General features: G+C 37.1%; 18 protein-coding genes. 5 read left to right on the forward strand and 13 right to left on the reverse strand.

The window, feature by feature from the left end:
- Nucleotides 1-21: 21 nt before the first annotated feature.
- Both D9O48_RS07340 and dnaN read right to left on the reverse strand, forming a co-directional pair.
- A complete protein-coding gene (locus D9O48_RS07340) occupies nt 22-840 on the reverse strand; it encodes a sterol desaturase family protein (protein WP_126972186.1) in 819 nt (272 codons plus the stop codon).
- Between the two features lie 141 nt (nt 841-981).
- A complete protein-coding gene (dnaN, locus tag D9O48_RS07345) occupies nt 982-2,097 on the reverse strand; it encodes a DNA polymerase III subunit beta (protein ID WP_126972188.1) in 1,116 nt (371 codons plus the stop codon).
- Between the two features lie 120 nt (nt 2,098-2,217).
- Between dnaN and D9O48_RS07350 the strand changes: the two genes are divergently transcribed.
- On the forward strand, nt 2,218-2,694 hold the full coding sequence (locus tag D9O48_RS07350; protein ID WP_126972190.1) for a regulatory protein RecX: 477 nt from the start codon (nt 2,218-2,220) through the stop codon (nt 2,692-2,694).
- 83 nt (nt 2,695-2,777) lie between these two features.
- Here D9O48_RS07350 and D9O48_RS07355 read toward each other — a convergent pair whose 3' ends face one another.
- On the reverse strand, nt 2,778-4,433 hold the full coding sequence (locus D9O48_RS07355) for a M28 family metallopeptidase (protein ID WP_126972192.1): 1,656 nt from the start codon (nt 4,431-4,433) through the stop codon (nt 2,778-2,780).
- Nucleotides 4,434-4,590: 157 nt separating this feature from the next.
- Here D9O48_RS07355 and D9O48_RS07360 point away from each other — a divergent pair, with 157 nt between their 5' ends.
- Nucleotides 4,591-4,863, forward strand: coding sequence for a hypothetical protein (locus D9O48_RS07360; protein WP_126972194.1), 273 nt, complete (start codon nt 4,591-4,593; stop codon nt 4,861-4,863).
- Between the two features lie 131 nt (nt 4,864-4,994).
- Here the strand turns inward: D9O48_RS07360 and D9O48_RS07365 are convergent, their stop codons facing one another.
- Together D9O48_RS07365 and D9O48_RS07370 are read right to left on the reverse strand one after the other, a co-directional pair.
- Complete coding sequence (locus D9O48_RS07365) at nt 4,995-5,441, reverse strand: hypothetical protein (RefSeq protein WP_126972196.1); 447 nt, start codon at nt 5,439-5,441, stop codon at nt 4,995-4,997.
- A 139-nt stretch (nt 5,442-5,580) separates the two neighbouring features.
- Complete coding sequence (locus D9O48_RS07370) at nt 5,581-6,888, reverse strand: DEAD/DEAH box helicase (RefSeq protein WP_126972198.1); 1,308 nt, start codon at nt 6,886-6,888, stop codon at nt 5,581-5,583.
- Nucleotides 6,889-7,225: 337 nt separating this feature from the next.
- On the opposite strand from D9O48_RS07370, the gene D9O48_RS07375 reads away from it, so the two are divergent.
- Nucleotides 7,226-7,567 (forward strand): DUF3127 domain-containing protein, encoded by a 342-nt coding sequence (locus tag D9O48_RS07375; RefSeq protein WP_126972200.1) that lies wholly within the window; start codon nt 7,226-7,228, stop codon nt 7,565-7,567.
- 34 nt (nt 7,568-7,601) lie between these two features.
- Here the strand turns inward: D9O48_RS07375 and D9O48_RS07380 are convergent, their stop codons facing one another.
- Nucleotides 7,602-7,880, reverse strand: a complete 279-nt coding sequence (locus D9O48_RS07380) for a hypothetical protein (RefSeq protein ID WP_126972202.1) — start codon at nt 7,878-7,880, stop codon at nt 7,602-7,604.
- Between the two features lie 478 nt (nt 7,881-8,358).
- Here D9O48_RS07380 and D9O48_RS07385 point away from each other — a divergent pair, with 478 nt between their 5' ends.
- Nucleotides 8,359-9,441 carry a PIN-like domain-containing protein gene (locus tag D9O48_RS07385; RefSeq protein ID WP_126972204.1) on the forward strand — a complete coding sequence of 361 codons (1,083 nt, stop codon included), beginning with the start codon at nt 8,359-8,361 and terminating at the stop codon, nt 9,439-9,441.
- A 334-nt stretch (nt 9,442-9,775) separates the two neighbouring features.
- Nucleotides 9,776-10,822 carry an alkaline phosphatase family protein gene (locus D9O48_RS07390; RefSeq protein WP_126972206.1) on the forward strand — a complete coding sequence of 349 codons (1,047 nt, stop codon included), beginning with the start codon at nt 9,776-9,778 and terminating at the stop codon, nt 10,820-10,822.
- An 84-nt stretch (nt 10,823-10,906) separates the two neighbouring features.
- Here D9O48_RS07390 and D9O48_RS07395 read toward each other — a convergent pair whose 3' ends face one another.
- The 7 genes from D9O48_RS07395 to D9O48_RS07425 all read right to left on the reverse strand — a co-directional run bounded on the left by D9O48_RS07395 (nt 10,907) and on the right by D9O48_RS07425 (nt 18,398).
- Nucleotides 10,907-11,332 carry a hypothetical protein gene (locus tag D9O48_RS07395; RefSeq protein ID WP_126972208.1) on the reverse strand — a complete coding sequence of 142 codons (426 nt, stop codon included), beginning with the start codon at nt 11,330-11,332 and terminating at the stop codon, nt 10,907-10,909.
- Nucleotides 11,333-11,405: 73 nt separating this feature from the next.
- Complete coding sequence (locus D9O48_RS07400) at nt 11,406-11,831, reverse strand: hypothetical protein (RefSeq protein ID WP_126972210.1); 426 nt, start codon at nt 11,829-11,831, stop codon at nt 11,406-11,408.
- A 155-nt stretch (nt 11,832-11,986) separates the two neighbouring features.
- Nucleotides 11,987-13,564, reverse strand: a complete 1,578-nt coding sequence (locus D9O48_RS07405) for a M28 family metallopeptidase (protein WP_126972212.1) — start codon at nt 13,562-13,564, stop codon at nt 11,987-11,989.
- A gap of 659 nt (nt 13,565-14,223) precedes the next feature.
- Complete coding sequence (locus tag D9O48_RS07410) at nt 14,224-14,625, reverse strand: nuclear transport factor 2 family protein (protein ID WP_199750526.1); 402 nt, start codon at nt 14,623-14,625, stop codon at nt 14,224-14,226.
- 242 nt (nt 14,626-14,867) lie between these two features.
- Nucleotides 14,868-15,398, reverse strand: a complete 531-nt coding sequence (locus D9O48_RS07415; RefSeq protein ID WP_126972214.1) for a hypothetical protein — start codon at nt 15,396-15,398, stop codon at nt 14,868-14,870.
- Between the two features lie 171 nt (nt 15,399-15,569).
- On the reverse strand, nt 15,570-16,322 hold the full coding sequence (locus D9O48_RS07420; protein ID WP_126972216.1) for a LytR/AlgR family response regulator transcription factor: 753 nt from the start codon (nt 16,320-16,322) through the stop codon (nt 15,570-15,572).
- 18 nt (nt 16,323-16,340) lie between these two features.
- Nucleotides 16,341-18,398, reverse strand: a complete 2,058-nt coding sequence (locus tag D9O48_RS07425) for a tetratricopeptide repeat-containing sensor histidine kinase (RefSeq protein ID WP_158624843.1) — start codon at nt 18,396-18,398, stop codon at nt 16,341-16,343.
- Between the last annotated feature and the right edge of the window lie 208 nt (nt 18,399-18,606).

The raw sequence follows: 18,606 nt of genomic DNA on the forward strand, positions 1-18,606 counted from the left end.
TAATTTACAGAGCAAAGTTAATTATTCATCCGTTTTAATGTTTTTATTAAACGGTAATTTAAATTGATACAGCAAATCCTGATCAGTAGCATCTTCCAGAACGTCTAAACCATATCTCAGTTGATTTGGATCTACATATGCAAATGTGCCGAATAAACGGTCCCAGATCGAAAAGATGTTTGAATAGTTTGTATCAGTATAAGGGCGTTTATAGTGGTGATGCACTTTATGCATGTTTGGAGAGATAAAAATCCACGAAATTGGTTTATCTAACCAAAGAGGAACCCTGATGTTGGCATGATTAAAATGTGTAAAGAGGGCAGAAGCCGACCGGTAAAGAAAATACATCCATACAGGTACGCCAATTAACAATACGCCCAGGATAGTAGTGGTTTCTCTGAACAGCCATTCTCCCGGATGATGACGTGTTCCGGTAGTAACATCTACGTGCGTATCGCTATGATGAATCATGTGAAAGCGCCACATAAACTTCACTTTGTGCATTAACCAATGTGGAGCATATTGGCTGAAAAAATCCATCAGCATTAAACCAAAAACTATCTTTAACCAGAGAGGTATGTGAATGATATTGAGTAATCCGATTTGATTTTCAGAAGTATAAGCACAGACTTTTAAAGTAATCAGCCCCAGAATTACATTTAATAAAACGGTGGTGGCAAGAAAAACGAGGTTTACGCCGGCATGTTTATACCGGTTGAAAGATTGGCGGGAGAGCGGATAATAGCCTTCCAGCAGCCAGAAAAAGATCATCCCACCCATCAAAATGGTAATCCTTTGCCAGCTTTGAATGTTATTCCAAAAATCAATGAAAGTTTCCATATAGCAACAAGGGGTTGTATATATAAGATACGAAAAATCAGCGATAATTACAAGCGTAGAGAACAGATTTTTTACACCGGACCATTGACAAAAAAAGCCGGATAAAATATTTATCCGGCTTTTTAACTATTTGTATTACAATTAATTATTTAACATTAACGGCATAACCAGCATTAACATTTCTTCATATTCATCCTGTTCTGTAGGTTTGATGATACCTGCTTTTGTAGAAGTAGAAAGTTCTACTACTATTTCGTCAGATTCTGCAGCGTTCAACATTTCTATCAAAAATTTAGCATTGAAAGCAATCTGTAAATCTTCACCATTGTAAGAACATTTCATACGCTCGTTACCTTCAAATGAAAAATCTACATCCTGCGCAGCCAGCTGTAATTCAGAGCCACTGATATTTAAAACTACCTGATTGGTACTTTTGTTTGAGAAAACAGATACGCGACGTAAAGCTCCCTGGAAATCAGACTTTTGTAGAGTCAGTTTATAAGGGTTGTCAACCGGAATCACCACTTTATAATCAGGGAAACGGGCATCAATCAAGCGACAGCTCATTTGAGTGGTTCCGTGTTTTACAAATAAGTGGTTAGTGTTATAACTAACAGTGATTTCGTCCTGATTATCAGGTAAAGCGCCTTTCAGAATGTTCAACGGTTTGCGCGGAACAATCATTGAATCGTTTTTAGGGCATTTTACATCACTGCGTTTGTAACGAACCAAACGGTGGGCGTCTGTAGCTACAAATTGCAGATATTCAGTGTTCATTTCAAAAAAAACACCGGTCATTGCAGGACGTAAATCATCGGTGCTCACCGCAAAAATTGTTTTATTTACAGCTGTAATTAAAGCACTGGAAGTCATTGTGAAAGAGCTGGTATCATCAGCTACCGGTTCTTTCGGGAAGTGGTCAGGGTTTTCGCCCATCACTTTATACTTACCGTTGTCGCTGGTAATTTCTACTCCGTAACTTTTATCAATGCTAAAAGTGAGCGGTTGCTCTGGAATATTTTTTAAAGAATCAATCAAAATTTTTGCAGGGATACATACTCTACCAGTTTCTTTAGCTTCAACTTCAAGCTGCACTTTCATCACAGTTTCTAAGTCGGTAGCCACTACCGTCAGCTTATTTGTATCTACCTCAAAAAGGAAATCTTCTAAAATGGGCAATACAGTGTTAGCATTAATTACTCCACTAATCTGTTGTAATTGTTTTAATAATGTCGAAGAGGAAACGATGAATTTCATATCGTTAGTAATGATTTGAGCAAATATAAAATTTACGTAGCAACCTTGTGCAGTTTTTTACGAAATTTGAAAGCAAATTTATTGAAAATGCTTCGGTTTTAGCTAAAATAGGAAGAAACTATGTTATATAAAAAGAGATTTACTCCCGAACAGGCCCTCCAGAAGCTAAAACATTACTGCGCCTACCAGGAAAGAAGCCATGCGGAAGTGAAAGAAAAGCTTTACCAGTACGGTGTTTTCAGCAATGATGTGGATAATATCATTGCTACTCTTATTGAGGAAAACTATTTGAACGAGGAGCGTTTTGCAAAAGCTTTTGTAAGAGGGAAGTTTCGTATGAAACAGTGGGGCAAGGTAAAAATTATGCATGCTCTCAAGCAAAAACAGGTTTCTACCTACAATCTGAAACAGGCAATGCTTGAAATTGACAATGATGAATACGCGAAAGTGCTGGCTTCTTTGGCAAAAAAGAAGTGGGATTCCATCAAGGGGGAAGGAGTAAACAGGTTTGTAAAAATGAGCAAAACAATGGATTATCTCATACAAAAGGGATTTGAAAGAAATCTTATCCAGGATGCAATGAAATTACTTGAGTAGTTGAACAGGAAGAAACGAAGCCGGTAAAACCAAAAGGTAATTTTCTTCGCCTCTTCCTGTTTAATCTTATTAAAATCGATCATTTACTTTTTTAGAGAAGCTTCACGGATAGCTTTAAATTCAGAGCCTTCCTTCCAACCTGGGAAACTCTTTTCAAAAGCCAGTTTTTTACCTACCTGAAACAAAAGTTTAATATCTTCAACGGCGCCTTCCATAGTCCAGGTATTTTCATCAAACTCATCACCCGGGCGGTGATATCTGCTATTGGTATATTCTTTTTTTGCTGCTTCTCCACCTTCTTTTCCTTTGGTAACCATATCAATACCAACTTCAGTATACAAAGCGGGAATACCAACCTTGGCAAAATTGAAATGGTCTGAACGGTAATAAAATCCTGACGAAGGGCTGTTTTCAAAAGCCACATAGCGGCCAACTTTTTTCGCTGCTTCTTCAAGATAATCTTCCAACTCTGATTGGCCTCTGCCAACAACAATGATATCGGTAGTTTTTTCAAAAGGGTTTAATATGTCCATATTGATATTCGCTACTGTTTTTTTAACAGGAAAAATTGGGTTATTGGCATAATAAGCAGATCCCCATAGCCCTTGCTCTTCGGCAGTTACAGCCAGAAATACAATGGTGCGCGCGGTTTCCTGGGGCAGGCTCTTGAATGCACGGGCTACCTCAATCAGTGCAGCAGTACCGGTTGCATTGTCTAAAGCTCCGTTATAGATGGTGTCTCCTTTTTCGTCTGCTTTACCGATGCCGAGGTGGTCCCAGTGTGCGGTATAGATGATATACTCGTCTTTCTGAGTAGTTCCTGGGATCATTCCCACTACGTTATAAGACGAATTATATTGGGTTTTTACATCAATTTTTGCAGAAACAGTGAGGTTTAATGGAGTTGCTTTGAAATCAGCGGTTTCGGCGGTTGCCAGCAAACTACTGTCTTTTCCTGCTGCGGTTAATAATTGTTTAGCAGCATCAAACGATACCCAGCCCACAATATCACATAATTGCTCTTGTTTACCTCTTGGATCGAGGCGAAGTTTTGAAGCATTCCAACTGTTTTGAACAACAGAGAAAGGATAGGCTGCGCCTTCATCGTGGTGAATGATTAAACAACCTTTAGCTCCCTGACGAGCCGCTTCTTCAAATTTATAGGTCCACCTGCCGTAATAAGTCATGGTATCACCTTTGAACAAACTTTCATTTTTACTGTAGAATCCCGGATCATTTACCAGCACCAGCACTACTTTACCTTTCACATCAATATCCTTGTAATCATTCCATCCATATTCAGGGGCCACTACACCATATCCGGCGAATACCAATTCATTTTGATTAAAGGAAACAGACTTTTCGGTTTTTTCGGTCCAGATAACATAGTCATCGAATCCTTTTAAAGAAAAAGTTTGCGTAGGTGTTTTAACCGACATGTTTGCTCCGGCATACGAAGTAATATTTACCATGGGAACCTGTTGCAAATAAGAGGCTCCGTTGCCTGGCTGCAGGCCTGCTTCCTGAAAAGATTTTTCAAGAAAAGCAATTGTTTTTGATTCACCGGTGGTAAAAGGTTTCCGCCCTTCAAATTCATCAGAAGCCAGCGTTTTGATGTTGTTTTTCAAGTGTTCAACTGAAATAGCATCTAACCCGGCGGCATCACTCAAATTAGAGCTGCTATTCTTACAACTGCCTATCATTAATCCGATACAAGCAATAAAGGTGAGTTTTTTCATAATCTGAAATTTGAATAGCAACAAAATAACGGAAAAAAGGCATTTGATAAAATTTTGTGAAAGCAAAGCATTAACCAAAAGGACTGTTAAAACCTGTGTAACGGGCGCTGTTTCGGCACAATACTTGGCTTTCTTATACTGAATCAAAAGGAACACTATGAAAAGAACACATAAGAAAAGAATACAGTACCATTTCGTAGAAGAAATTGAGATAAATCAAAAGAAAGAACCTGTGGCAATTACGGTATATGAAATTCATGACGGAACATCCCGATTCAGGGTGAGTATTAATGAGGGGCCGATTCATGTGTTTGGTTTAAATAATGAACAAACCCATTATGTTGAAATTGATGGTAGTAGAATCGATCCTTTATCTGAACATGCAAAAAGAGCAATTAACCTTCTTTTACAAAGAAAAATTGCGGCTTAATAATATTGATTCCTATTGAAAACTGTCCATTCTTTGGAATACCAATAAAAATGGCTCTCCTGCATCATTGCAAGGAGGGCCATTTTTACATTCAGCATTTAATTTCACGCCTTGGAAAATGATCATTCATTTTATTGACCGGAAAACTTCTGTTTTACGAGGGCATAAACCTGTTCAACGGTTTTGGTTTCGATCGGATTAAGCGGAAAATGAGATTCGATTTTCGTATGTATCAGTTGAATCGCTTTATGTTGCGGCAAATGTGTTAAAATGAAAGTTACTTTTTCCAGTGTAGTTTCATCTTTGGTATACAGTTCTTTGTTCTCTGGCAGCACAGATTTTGTTTTACTGAACTTTCTCTTGATAATAGCTTCTAAAGTGGCTTTATGTGCAGCAGAAATCGACGGAAGGCGGGAACACTTATTTAAGAGTCCTTCCAACTGTTTTTTGCTCAGTGTTCCTCTTTCCTGATATTGTATATATAGGCTTTGAGCAAAACTGGATTTTGGTTGGGCCACAATGACCCATTCCAGAATTTCCTTAATTACATCTACATCAGGTTTCTTTCTCAGGTTCATTTTAAAATATTCGTCCTATAGAAATTTAAATCAACAGGTTTATATAGAATGGAAACGTCCATCAGGAAAATATTTCAATAGCGGTTTTAGTATAGTTGTACGCAGATACAAAAGAGAAAATCAATGTATCTGCGGAACACTATTTAGCAATATCCATCTTTACTTTCTGACCTTTTATTTTTTGGCCTTTGATCAGCGTCAATACCTGGTTCATCTTTGATTTTCTTACTGCTGCAAATGAATGGAAATCTCTGACTTCTATTAAACCGATATCTTCTTTTTTAAGTTTTCCGATGTTACCTAAAAAACCTACGATATCAATTTTATTGATTTTATTTTTTTTACCGGCAGCAATAAACAGAGTGGTCCATGTGGGACGTTCTGGTAAAACAAAAGGCGGTTTTAATACCAGCTCCTGTATTTGAGGATCCACGTATGTAGGCAGGTATTCATGTGATCCTAACAACAATACAACATTTCCGCTGGCTTCCATACGGGCTGTTCTTCCGTTTCTGTGAATAAAAGCAGCTTCATTTTCGGGAAGCTGATAATGTATTACATATCTGATGTTGGTAATATCTAGTCCTCTCGCTGCAAGGTCAGTGGTAATCAAGAAATTTACTGATCCGTTTCTGAACTTGGCTAAAGCCGTATCACGCTCGTGTTGTTCTAACGCACCGTGATAAAAAATACTGGCAATACCCTTTTCTTTGAGAAAGTCATTAACTATCTCAACATGTTCGCGTTGGTTACAGAAAACGATGGTGAGGCGATTTCCTATATGGCATAGCAGTTCAAATAATGTTTCATCTTTTTCTTTGCCGGCTGACTTTACAAACTGTACTTCCAGACTTTCTTTCTGCTCTTCTACAATATAGTTGAGCGTTGCGTGGCTGTTAAACTTTAAAAAGTTCGGAATAGCTACATCATGCGTTGCAGAGGTGAGAAACTTGTTTTTAACCTTAGGAAGGAAAGAAAAGATTTCCTGCATTTCATCAAGGAACCCAAGTTCTAAAGATTTATCGAATTCATCCAGAACAACCGTTTCAATCGTGTTTGGATGAATATTTTCGCGGCGAAGGTGATCGGCAATTCGCCCGGGTGTGCCAACAATGATGGCGGGCTGTTCAAGAAGGTTGTTTTCTTCAATTTCTCTTTTGTGGCCACCATAACAACAGGTAACGGCGATACCCGATTTTAAAGACTTGAAAACATTTTCAATCTGTACGGCCAGCTCACGTGTTGGAGCAATAATTAACGCCTGTGTACCCTTGCTGCCGGGTTGTATTTTTTGGAGAATAGGTAATAAAAAAGCCAGTGTTTTTCCTGAACCGGTATTCGCTAAAATCATCAGTTGAGCCTGCTCTTCAGCTATTCTTAAAGCCTCTTCCTGCATCTCGTTCAATGATTTAATACCGATATTATTTAGTAAGTCCTGAAAATTCATAGGTACAAAGGTACATATAAAAAGAGCGCTTTTTAAGGGCGCTCTAAAACAAACATTATAATACAGGCTCATTCAGAGGCAACACTTAAATCAGATGAGCTTTACAGTGCCGCTAAAGTAGTATCAATCTGCATTTTAAGCAGAAGTATTAACAATAAACGCGACGAAAAGCATAAAATGTTGACACAGGTAAAATTTTCTCTAAATATTGATAATTTTCATATGTATAACATTGATATTTAATAATATTAATATTTTTTTCAGTTTTTAAACAACCTTCTCGCGGGTTACGTATATAGTTAAAGCAATATGGTATAAATTTGATCAAATAGTTAATATGGAAATAACTGGAAAATTACAGCAGATTCTGCCCGAGCAAAGAGGGAGTGGTAAAAACGGAGAGTGGGTTAAACAAGGTTTTGTAATTGAAACCGGCGATACTTATCCTAAAAAAGTATGTATTACTGTTTGGGGTGATAAAATAGATTTGAAGTCGTTTACCATGGGAGAAAAAGTGGTGGCATCCATAGATGTTGAGAGCAGGGAGTTTAATGGTAAATGGTATACTGATGTGAAAGCATGGAAGGTAGTAAAGGCGGGAGGTGATTCAGGCGAAGGGGATATCGCTCCTCCGGGTGTTACAAACCAGGATTATTCTGATGATGATCTTCCTTTTTAAATAATTATCCCCCCAACAAAGTTGGGGGGATTTTTTATATAATAATATAATACATCACTGTAGTTAATATTAACCCCAGTAAAGAACCGATAACAGTTGCGATAGCATCATTCACTTCATAATGCCCCCAGCCGGTAAACTTTGAAAACAATTCAAAGCCATAAGCAATCAGAAAGCAAACAAGGAATGCAATGACCAGAATAATCGCCCAATGAAAATGGAAGATCATCAATCCGAAAAATTGCAAAACAATTCCCATTGCTAAACCTACCCAAAAATGTTTTTTCTTGTCTGGAGCCACGTTTTGAAACATATGTTAAGTTTTCAAGAATGGAAAATAAGCGGAATTTAAAACATATGAAATCGATCAACGATATTTTTCAACTAAATAACATTTCAATAAAATACAGGAATGCTGATCTTATGGTTTACATAATCGTTGATTTCGTTGATACTAAGCAAAAAAATTAATGAATACTTAAACATAAAAGAATAAAAATGAGTTAGAAAAGACTAAATTGCACTACCTAAAACACCCTAATTCGTAATACCCTTCTGTATATAAAATTCTTTATATACAATGAAATCTATTCATGTATAGACCAGTTTATCAGGTCTATTGTAAAAAATAATTCCTTCTGTTTACATGTTTTTAAGTGTATTCTTTATTCCTTGCTAAGGGAATATGCTGTGAATTTTGTGAAATAAGGAGAAAATAAAAAATTTTATACACTAAGAATAATATTCAGACGTTCATATACACAATAACCCCAACCTAATCCAACTAAATTATGAAAAAATTATTTCCTGGTTATGTATTAAAATCAGAGAGTGATATTGTAAGAATCCTAAACGAAGGTTTAATTGTTTTTGATGCGAAAGTATTGTTGAACCTTTATCGTTATTCAGAATCTACCACCAATGCCTTGTTTGAAATCATTGAGAAGTTTTCTGAAAGAGTGTATTTACCCCATCAGGCTGCATTTGATTATAATAGAAACAGAATTGACGTTATTTTGCAGCAGTATAAAGTATATGAGCATTTACAGAAAAACCTGAACGATATTTTAGTAGAAATTCAGTCTGACAATAAACAACCATTTTTATCTCCTTTATTAAAAGATAAGATTGAAGCTTCTTTTGAAGAAATTCAGGCGGAAGTAGTAAAAAGCAAAAAGAGATTTGAGCGTTTTATTTACGACGACCCGATTTTCGAAAGAATTGATCAGATCTTTACTTCAAGAATCTCGAATTCGTACGATGACGAGCGCATGAAGAAAATTTACCAGGAAGGAAAAAAACGTTACGAAAAGCAGATTCCTCCCGGATTTGAACAGAAATCAGAGATCGAAGAAGTAAAATATGCTGACCTGGTTTTCTGGAAACAGATCATGGATATTTCTAAATACCACAATAAAGATATTTTATTAGTAACAGACGATTATAAACCGGATTGGATCTGGATGATTGAAGGTAACAGAACAATTGGTCCCAGAGCTGAGCTGGTAGAAGAGTTACACCGTTATTCTAAACGCGATTTCCATATTTATTCATCTAAGAACTTTATGGAATATGGTTCTTCTGTGTTTAGTCTTTCTGTAACCGCAGATGTACTGAATGAAATTCAGGAAATCAACGAAAACCTGAATTCTAAATTGATTCAGGATTATGAAGGCCTTAGAAACAAGTTATTGAGAAAGAAAAATATTATCACCGAACTGAAGCATATTGATAAGGAAATTACCAGCATCAAAAATGAAATCGGTGAAATTGATCAGAAGTCAAATGTAATTAAACTGAATACAGAAGAAGGAACTTCTGAATTAAGTGATACAAAATATAAATTGATCGAGTTAATTAAAAACTTGAACTAATCATAAAGAGTTTGACAAGGATAACTTGTTCATAATTTAGATTAAGGTTGTATACAAAAGCCTGTTCTTTCGAACAGGCTTTTTTTTGTCAACCCCTAAAAGTATTCTTTAGAAAACTTTCTCCAACTATGACAATTGTTAGAGATCGTAAAAATACGAGATAAAGCTTTTCCCTTGTTCTTTTTGGCATAAAATCATACAAAGCGGTTAGGGCAAATGGGTAGAAAATACACTTATTTATCATTTGTCAATAACAAAATAACCTATACTTAAAGCAAAAGTCAATGATTGAATAAAACTAAAGTGTACATTCGGATCAATAAATTCAAGTACGATGAGGTTCATATCTTTAGCTTTTTTATTGTTTTTGCAAATTGCCGTTAAGGCACAAACATCAGAGTATTTTGTAATCGTAACCATTGACGGCGTTCGCTGGCAGGAAGTTTTTGGTGGAGTAGACAGCACAATGATGAGCGCGAAAAATTATCAGCACCTGAAAAAACAATTTGACGCACAATCGGGAATTGAAAAAGCAAACCTCTTAATGCCGTTTTTACATCAGCAACTGAAACCGAACGGTGTTTTGTTGGGAAACAGAACTGAAAATTCACTGGTTGAAGTAGCCAACCCTTATTGGTTCTCTTATCCGGGATATAACGAAATTTTTACCGGCTATCCCGATTCGGCTATTAATTCAAACGATAAGTTCTACAACCCTAATGTGAGTTTCCTGGAGGTATTATCGAAACAAGCGGCATTTAAAAACAAGATAGCGGTATTCGGCTCCTGGGATCGATTCAGCTATATTTTAAATGATAAACGTTCAGGACTGCTGGTGAATGACGGTTTCCGCAATCTGGAAGGTAACCTGAATGACTTTCAAAAACTATTGAATCAACAACAACACGAGTTGCCTAAATTGTTTCATGACGCAGAGCGTTTAGATTATGTAACGTTCTACCATGCTCTGGAGTACCTGAAAAAAGACAAGCCTCGTGTACTTGTTATAGCATTGGGCGATACCGACGAGTTTGCACATAGCAGTCAATATGATTTCTATGTAGAAGCCATTCATCAGTCAGATAAATGGCTAAAAATATTATGGAACTATATTCAATCAGACAAACAATATAAAAACAAAACAACCTTATTAATTACGACTGATCACGGAAGGGGAGCTATTGAGGACAAGGGATGGATCGGGCACGGATCCGGAACGAAGGGGTCTAATGAAATCTGGTTTGCAGCCATTGGGCCATCGGCGAAACTGTTTGAATCTGATTCAAAAATATACCAGGCACAATTTGCTGCTACTATTATGAAAGCGTTGGGAATGAAGTATACGGTGAATCATACTTATTATAAAGAGATTACAAAATAACAAATGCCCGCATCGATTGCGGGCATTTTCAGTATTATTATGAATGACTATTAAGAAATAATAATCCGTTTACTGAATAAATCGTTAGAGGCGCTTAAAAGTTAATCCGATAGTCATTGTTTGATCGGTAATATCTTCTTCTTCATCACCGATGTCATTCGGATCTAATAAAATGAATAATTCGTTATCGGATAATTTTTTTACATGGAATGTGCTTTCCATCAGGCTGATTTTTTGGTTGTTGCCTTCGCTTTTCCAGGTGAAATTCTCAGTTTCACCGCCAATAGTAGCCGTTCCGGAACCATCACCTCTCAGGTCAATGATAAAATTGGAAGGAAGGTCAGGTGCGTTAACGCCTTCCACTTTTGCTCCGCTATTAAAATAATAAACGCCCGTAGCAGTCATTTCCCATTTTCCTTCCAGTGCAGGATCTTTATCTTTTTTACAACTGATTAAAAAAGTAGAAAACAAGGCAGAAACAAAGAATACACGTAAAAGTGTTTTTTTCATAGAATTCAAGTTTTGTATATGATTGTTTTATTAGCCGGTTCATATGAATACAACCGGAAAACGATTAAACAGATTACTTTATCTTTTTAAATTTCACTCCGAAGCTAAGTGTCTCGTTGGTAACTTCAATATCATTTACTGCCGGATCAGCTAATAGAAACAGGTTGTTATCAGTTACCGATTTTACAATGAAATAGAAGTTCTGGATGAGAACATGATCGGGATATTCGTCACTTTTCCAGGTAAAGTTTTCCGAGTCACCCTCTGTATAATTGAAAACACCTGTTCCGTCTTTTTTTATTTCTATAATCACATTATCGTCTGAAGTATTGTCCGGCTCACCACTTTTAAAATAAAAATCACCTGAGGTGGTTGATTGCCAGGTACCATAAATAGTAGGTTCTACAGTTTTGTCATCTTCTTTGTCTTTCGAACAGGCGGGTAATAGAAATGCAAACAGAACGGTAGTAAAAAAGGCATGCAAAAGCGTTTTTTTCATAGAGTTTGTGTTTAAACGAATTGAGTTTCCTTCACTAAAACGGGAGGATGTATGCGATATTGCTTATCCAGGGGTAAATTGTTATAAAGAAAAAACCCTGTCTGACCTTATCAGACAGGGTTTTCAGTTGTTTTACCAGGGATAAAAAGTCTTTATTATGGTCTTCCACCAGTGCTTCTCGGTTGAGGAAGCTCTTTACGAGGAAGTTTTTCATCTCTCATCGCTGCATGGTAAACAAAAGAAGCTACGATGGTAGCGATTTGTTTAAGATCGTCAGCAATTAAGTGATCGTATGTATCCATATTGGTATGGTGTGTACGGGTGCTGTATTCAATCGGATCCTGAATGAACTGGAAACCGGGTAAACCTACTGCATCAAATGACTGGTGGTCGGTACCGCCGGTATTAGAAATGGTAACAGTAGTAGCGCCTAAATCGTGGAATGGTTCTAACCATTTAGAGAAAATATCTTTTACTTTCTCATTTCCCTGAAGATAGATACCTCTGATTTTACCGGTACCATTATCAATATTGAAATAAGAAGAGAATTTAGCATGTTCAGGTTTCAATTCCATGGTAGCAGGATCGGCGAAGTGATTTTTCACATATCCTCTTGAGCCGTGTAAACCTTGTTCTTCACCGCCCCATAATCCGATACGGATAGTACGACGGGGTTTTGCTCCCACTGCTTTTAAAATACGAACTGCCTCCATCATTACAGCACTTCCTGCTGCATTATCGGTAGCACCACCGGCAGAATGCCAGCTATCCAGGTGACCACCTAACATTACTACTTCTGCAGCTAATGTAGGGTCGCTTCCTTTGATTTCAGCCACTACATTATATCCTTTTGTATCTTTTTCATTAGAAGCACTTTTTACATCTACATCTAATTTTACAGGCACACCTGATTTTGTTAAACGGCAAATAGAAAGATAGTCTTCAGCGGTTAACATGATATCAAGAAAACCATCAGGAGCTCCTTTGGCATAAGAACCGCCACCTGAAACAAATAAAGTACCATCGTGGCCACGCATGCTGTAACTTAAAATTGCAACAGCACCTTCACTGATAGCCCACTCTTTCAATAAGGTACCTACTCTTGCAGCAGCCTGCATGGTTCTCATTCTGTTAGCCATGTCGTTATTGCCACCGGCAGCTGGTCTTTGCTGAGGTTGTGGAGGAGCCGCATTTGCCATTGCTGTTAATTCTTCATCTGTATAACGAACGGCGTCTGCGCGGAAACTATGTTTTAATGTATCGTTTTTATATTGAATAAGAACTTTACCTTTCAGCTTGCCCTTGTATTTTAATAATTCAGTAGTGTCGGCAGCATCGATTAATAATACTTCTGCATTTTTAAGTCCGTTTGAACCACCGGTCCATGCTTTAGGATAAGCTATTAAAGGTTTGTAATAAGGAGCTGTTAAAGCCACATAACTTTTTTGTAATTCCCATCCTTTACCGAATTCGCCCCATGCTTCCAGTGCAGCATTGGTCAGACCGATTTTTGAAAGCTCACCTTTAGCCCAGTTAGCGGCTTTCAGATAACCCGGAGAACCGGCTAATCTTGGTCCGTTTACGTCGGTTAAATAAAAAGCATAGTCCATTACTTTTGAATTGTTCAGACCTTCCTGGCGAATTTTTTTCACCATTTCAAGATCTACTTTCTCCTGTGCGAATAACACAACTGCAAATAAGCAGAGAAGGAGAGTAGTACTAATTTTTCTCATGTGCATTGGTTTGTTTTAGCGAAAAGTATTTGAAATCCTGACAGGAACCCATACCGGTTCCGGCTATTTTTGAACTGTCGTACAATAAGACGACAAAATCTCCTTAAAACTTGCTGAACAGCAGCACTTTTTTAAGAGCTTAAGAAGAACAATATATTGAATTTTCTTATAATTTGAAAGTGGTTCGGTACTATTACCTCATTTTTGGCGATGTGCAGATAAATTCGTATATTATTAGTATAGGCTGTTGTGTTTTTCCAAGGCCGCTTTTGCTACAAAATAATAAGTTATCAGTACGGTGAAGATGTTGTCGGTTCTGCAAAAAAGTAGAACCTGCGGTGGCGGTACGCGGCTCCTATACATAAAAAAACACCCCCCAGGTGGAGAGTGTTTGTATTGTAATGGTTGTGTATTGTAAAAGTATGTATGTGTAAAATTCGAGTGCGAAATAAGTAAATTAATTTATAGAATCATAACATATCAGCAACTTTCTTTTAATATTTTTTGAGCGGCAAAAATGATGTTTTGTATTTACAGTAATAATAAAGGGAAAGAAACATCATTCACTCAAAATTGAGCTATGAAATTATTTAATAATATAACCTCATAATCAACTAATAATAGCGTACGGCTTTTATTTAAAACCTTCAGGCTTTGGATTATTGTTCAGTTGCTATATGCAAGCTCACTACTTTCTCAATCGTCCATTTACCGTTTGTATTTTTCCAGAATATAATAAACTTGAAAGGAGGAGAGAATTCGTTATTGTTCGACCTGCTTTTAAAGCGGTGTAAACCAATTGCAACGGCACCATAATCGTGAATCGGGTATATTTCCATACTTCCCGGAACGAGTTCTCTTGAAACCTGTCCGCAAATGTATTTTCCCGTTGAGGCAATGATGTTGTTTTTAGAAGTATCTAACCCGGTATTATCGTGGTAAAACTCAATTTTATCTGAATACATCGTGCGTTGTAAAGCAGTATCACAGGTATTGTACGCACCAAAGAAAAGACTATCCAGCTGAGCTATTTTTTTATTGAGCTCGGTATTTTGTGCCAAACAAGTAGTTGAAATAAAACAAGTAATTATACAGAAAAAAGTTATTTTACTTAATTGCATATACTAAATATTATAAGCAATAATAATGTATCTGCGGAGATTAACCTCGTATTCTAAAATAATTATTGGAGAGTTGCTGAATAGGAGGCCTTTAGCTTTCAAGCAGAGATATGATTGAATTTACATGAATAAAAAAATGGGATAGATTAAAACTATCCCATCAGTAAGTATGGATATAGCGGTTAAAACTTCAAAGCCAGTCCTAAACTCAGAATGGATAAGTTATAGTTTCCTCCACCCAGCTCGGCGTAAGCGCCTAAATTATCTGTAAACAAATATCTTGCGCCGGCAAATGCACTAAATCCGGTACCTCCCGAACCACCGGAATAACCGGTAGCATTATAAATCATGTAACCCAGCATTAATCCGCCGTAAAGGTCTACTTTAGGATTGTTTAAACCATTATAATGATATGCACCTCTTACACCAATGGTGGTATAGTTCCACTTCCAATCGTAAGCGTTGAGCTTGTAGGATTTGTGGCCTATGTATCCTCCGAGGCTGATGACTCCCGGGCCACCGACTTCCCAAATACCGTGTTCAAAACTAACATTAATTTGGGGTGAGGAGGAAGCTCCGCCCCAGTTACCATAATTACCTCCGATGCCGATACCTGCATTAATGATGTTGGTGCCTTTTTCAAATACCTGAGCAGATGATTTGTTGATCATCATGCCCGACAACAGTAACGCCAGAACAAAAAATCTTTTCATAAAGCAGTTGTTGAATTTTATCAATATTCTGAATGATCTTCAAAACTACCGATTATGTTCAATGACTGTTTGATTGTTTATTTTCTGCCGCACTGCGTTTATTATCTGTAGCTATACGGAACATAACTGTCGTAAAACGATTAGACGTATCGATGAAGCTTTGAAAAGCCTTTATAACTTTGAAAGAGCAGTTAACAACTCTTCTTTTTTTCTTGAAGACACCGGTACTTCTATATTGTTCTCTAATATGACACTTCCACCGGTTCCTTTTAGATACCGTTTAACGTATTTAAGGTTCACAAGATGTGAATGATGTACCCGACAAAAGGAATAACCCGACAGTAACTCTTCAAATTCTTTTAAAGTTTTTGCAACTACCAGTTTAGTTTGATTTTTAATATAAATGCTCGTATAATTAATAGAGCTTTCTAATCTGATGATATCTGTGGTTTCAAGAATTTCTAAGCCTGTTGAGGTTGCAATAACGATTCTCTTAGATTGATTTGCGGGTCTGCTGATATTTTCCATCAGCGTTTCAATTTGCCGGATATATTTTTCCTGATGTTTTGCTTCAATGCTTTTCGAAATGGCTATGTTTAACTCCTCACCGTCAACCGGTTTTAACAAAAAGTGCAGTGCGCTATATTTGAATGCTTCAATAGCATAATGTTCATAAGCTGTAACAAAAATCACCTGATATTTAAAGTTGCCTGCTTTACGAAGCAGGTCAAAAGCGGTTTGTTCATGAATCTGAACATCGAGTAAAAGCAGGTCTACGGTATGTTCCTTTAAAACATTCAGTCCTTCTTCTACAGACTGAACGGCTGCTACTATTTCGATCGACGCCGGGTGATTTTTTTCCAACAGATAAATAAGCCGGTCAATACAGTGGCGTTCGTCATCAACAATAAGGGTTCGTACCATATTTATCGGTGGTTTAACTTATTCACTAATATACGGGATAGTAACCAATACTTTTACTCCTCCCTCTTTTTTATCCATTAGCTCAATACACGGAATAACCGTTGACGAATCGTTCAATAAAGCCAGTCTGGCTTTTGTAATATTCAATGCCATTGAATCTTTTATGTGAGTATAGTCGCTTGCAGCTGAAGAAAATCTTAATCCTGCTCCGTTGTCTTCGATCAGAATTTGTAAAGTGTTTTCTTTTTTTGATACCTGTAAGATGATTTTTCCATCAGTTTTGATTTTTGTCATCCCGTGCCAGATACTGTTTTCAACAATAGGTTGTAACAACAGGGGCGGAAGCAGTATTTTTTCAGGTTGAATATGCTGCTCTAACAATACCTCAAATGTGAACCTGTTGTTCATTCTTCTTGATTCAAGCTGAGTATATATCCTGAGAAAGCCAATTTCTTCAGAAAGCGTGATAAACTTTTGTTCTGAATATTCTAATGTCATTCGCATCGTTTTAGCAAACTTTATCAGAAAATCATCTGCATTCTCTATATCATTCTTTCTGATATAATCGCTTACAGAATTTAATGAGTTAAATATAAAATGAGGATTCATTTGCAGGCGTAAAACCTTCGTTTTAAGCTCTGCTTCTTTTTTGCTGGCGATTGCGGCTTTTTTTCTGCTGTTAAAATAAAAAAGCCCCAGGGCTGTCACTGCAATCAGGCCTATAGCTGTAGCAACAAAGTTTCTATTCAACTTTTCACGGGCCAGCGCATCCTCATATTGTATTTTTCTGATGGTTGTTTCTTTCTCATATTCATATTGAAGCCGGTGCTGAATAATCTCTTCGTTCTTTTCAGAATTGAAAACTATTTCTTTAATGGAGTCGGCTTTTACCATGGCGCTATAGGCAGCATCATACTTTTGTTGTTTACTATAAATGTAAGCCAGTTGTTTAAGTGATTCCATTTCATTGGAAACATCTTCACCAGGGTAGTTTAGAGATTGTACAATAAAATCTTCAGCCACCTGATATCTTTTATAAAGGGGTATTCCCAGTTTTTTTAGGAAGTCCTCTTTGCCTGCAAGAATACAAAGGCCCATGTATCTGAGCGCTACAGAATAATTCCTGAAATCTTTACGCATGAATAAGAGGCTGCTTCCTTTTTGAAGTAAATCATATGCTTGTGAATAAAGCCCTGCATTGTAGCCGGCAATACCGTAATTGGTATATGTTAAGGAAAGACCGGCGCTGTCTTTTATAGCTTCCTGAATAAAACCGGCTTTTTCATATTCCAGCATAGCGCTATCGTAATTGCTTTTCAGGTCATGCATATCACCTTTATAGCTATATAATTTAGCCAGGTTATATTGGTCATTGAACCGAAGACTGATGGCTTCTGCGGTGTTGAAATAGGTAGATGCCTGCTCCAGCCTGTTAATTCGTTTATGAACCAGTCCGAGATTGACCAGAGCATTAATAATGTTAGCAGAATCGCGTCTTTGTTCAAAAAAGATTAAACCTGCAGTGTAGTATTTACTGGCTTGTGCAAAATCGCTCTGAATATAATAATTGCTTCCGATACAGTTAACGGTGGCTCCATACTTTGAGCTATCTTTCAAAAGAGAATATAGTTCAAGCGATCGCAATAATGCTTTAGTGGAAGCGGTGTTTTGGCTAAGAGAGTTCAACACTCTTCCTCTTTTATAAGCGGTGAGGGCCTGTCCGGCTATATCTTTTTCACGGGAATAAATCAGCTCTGCACTGTCGGCGGCTTGTAAAGCTTTTTCATAATGGCCGCTGTAATAATAGGTAAGTATTAAAGCGGCAAACGATCTGGCTGTTTTGGCGGGCTTTTGTAACTTTTTGCTGAGCTGCAAAGCTTTATCAAAATAAATGAAACTTTTTGCTGTATCATAAACTGCAAACTCTCTGATTAGTCCGATATAAGTATTCAGGAGAGCAGTATCTTTCAGCTGATTCATTGATTCTGCTTTCAGTAAAGAATCTACCAGACGAGATTGACCATAGCCACTATAATAAGAAACCGTGAGTAATATGATAAAAGAGAAACTTCGCATTAACCCTGATTTATAGCTACAATATACTTTTTTAGCCGGCATCACATCGCAATTAGCGGGTCATTATTTAATGAAAATCTTAAAAAACCTACAAAAGGGTAACAAAAGATGCTTAATACCAAAGTGTCTCACCTTTAATCAATCTTTTCGGATTTATGTAAATCCGGCTAGTCTATATTACAGCTGGTAACGTGATTTTACAGCTCAT

It is taken from the genome of Gynurincola endophyticus (genome assembly GCF_003991195.1).
Classification (GTDB): Bacteria; Bacteroidota; Bacteroidia; order Chitinophagales; family Chitinophagaceae; genus Gynurincola; species Gynurincola endophyticus.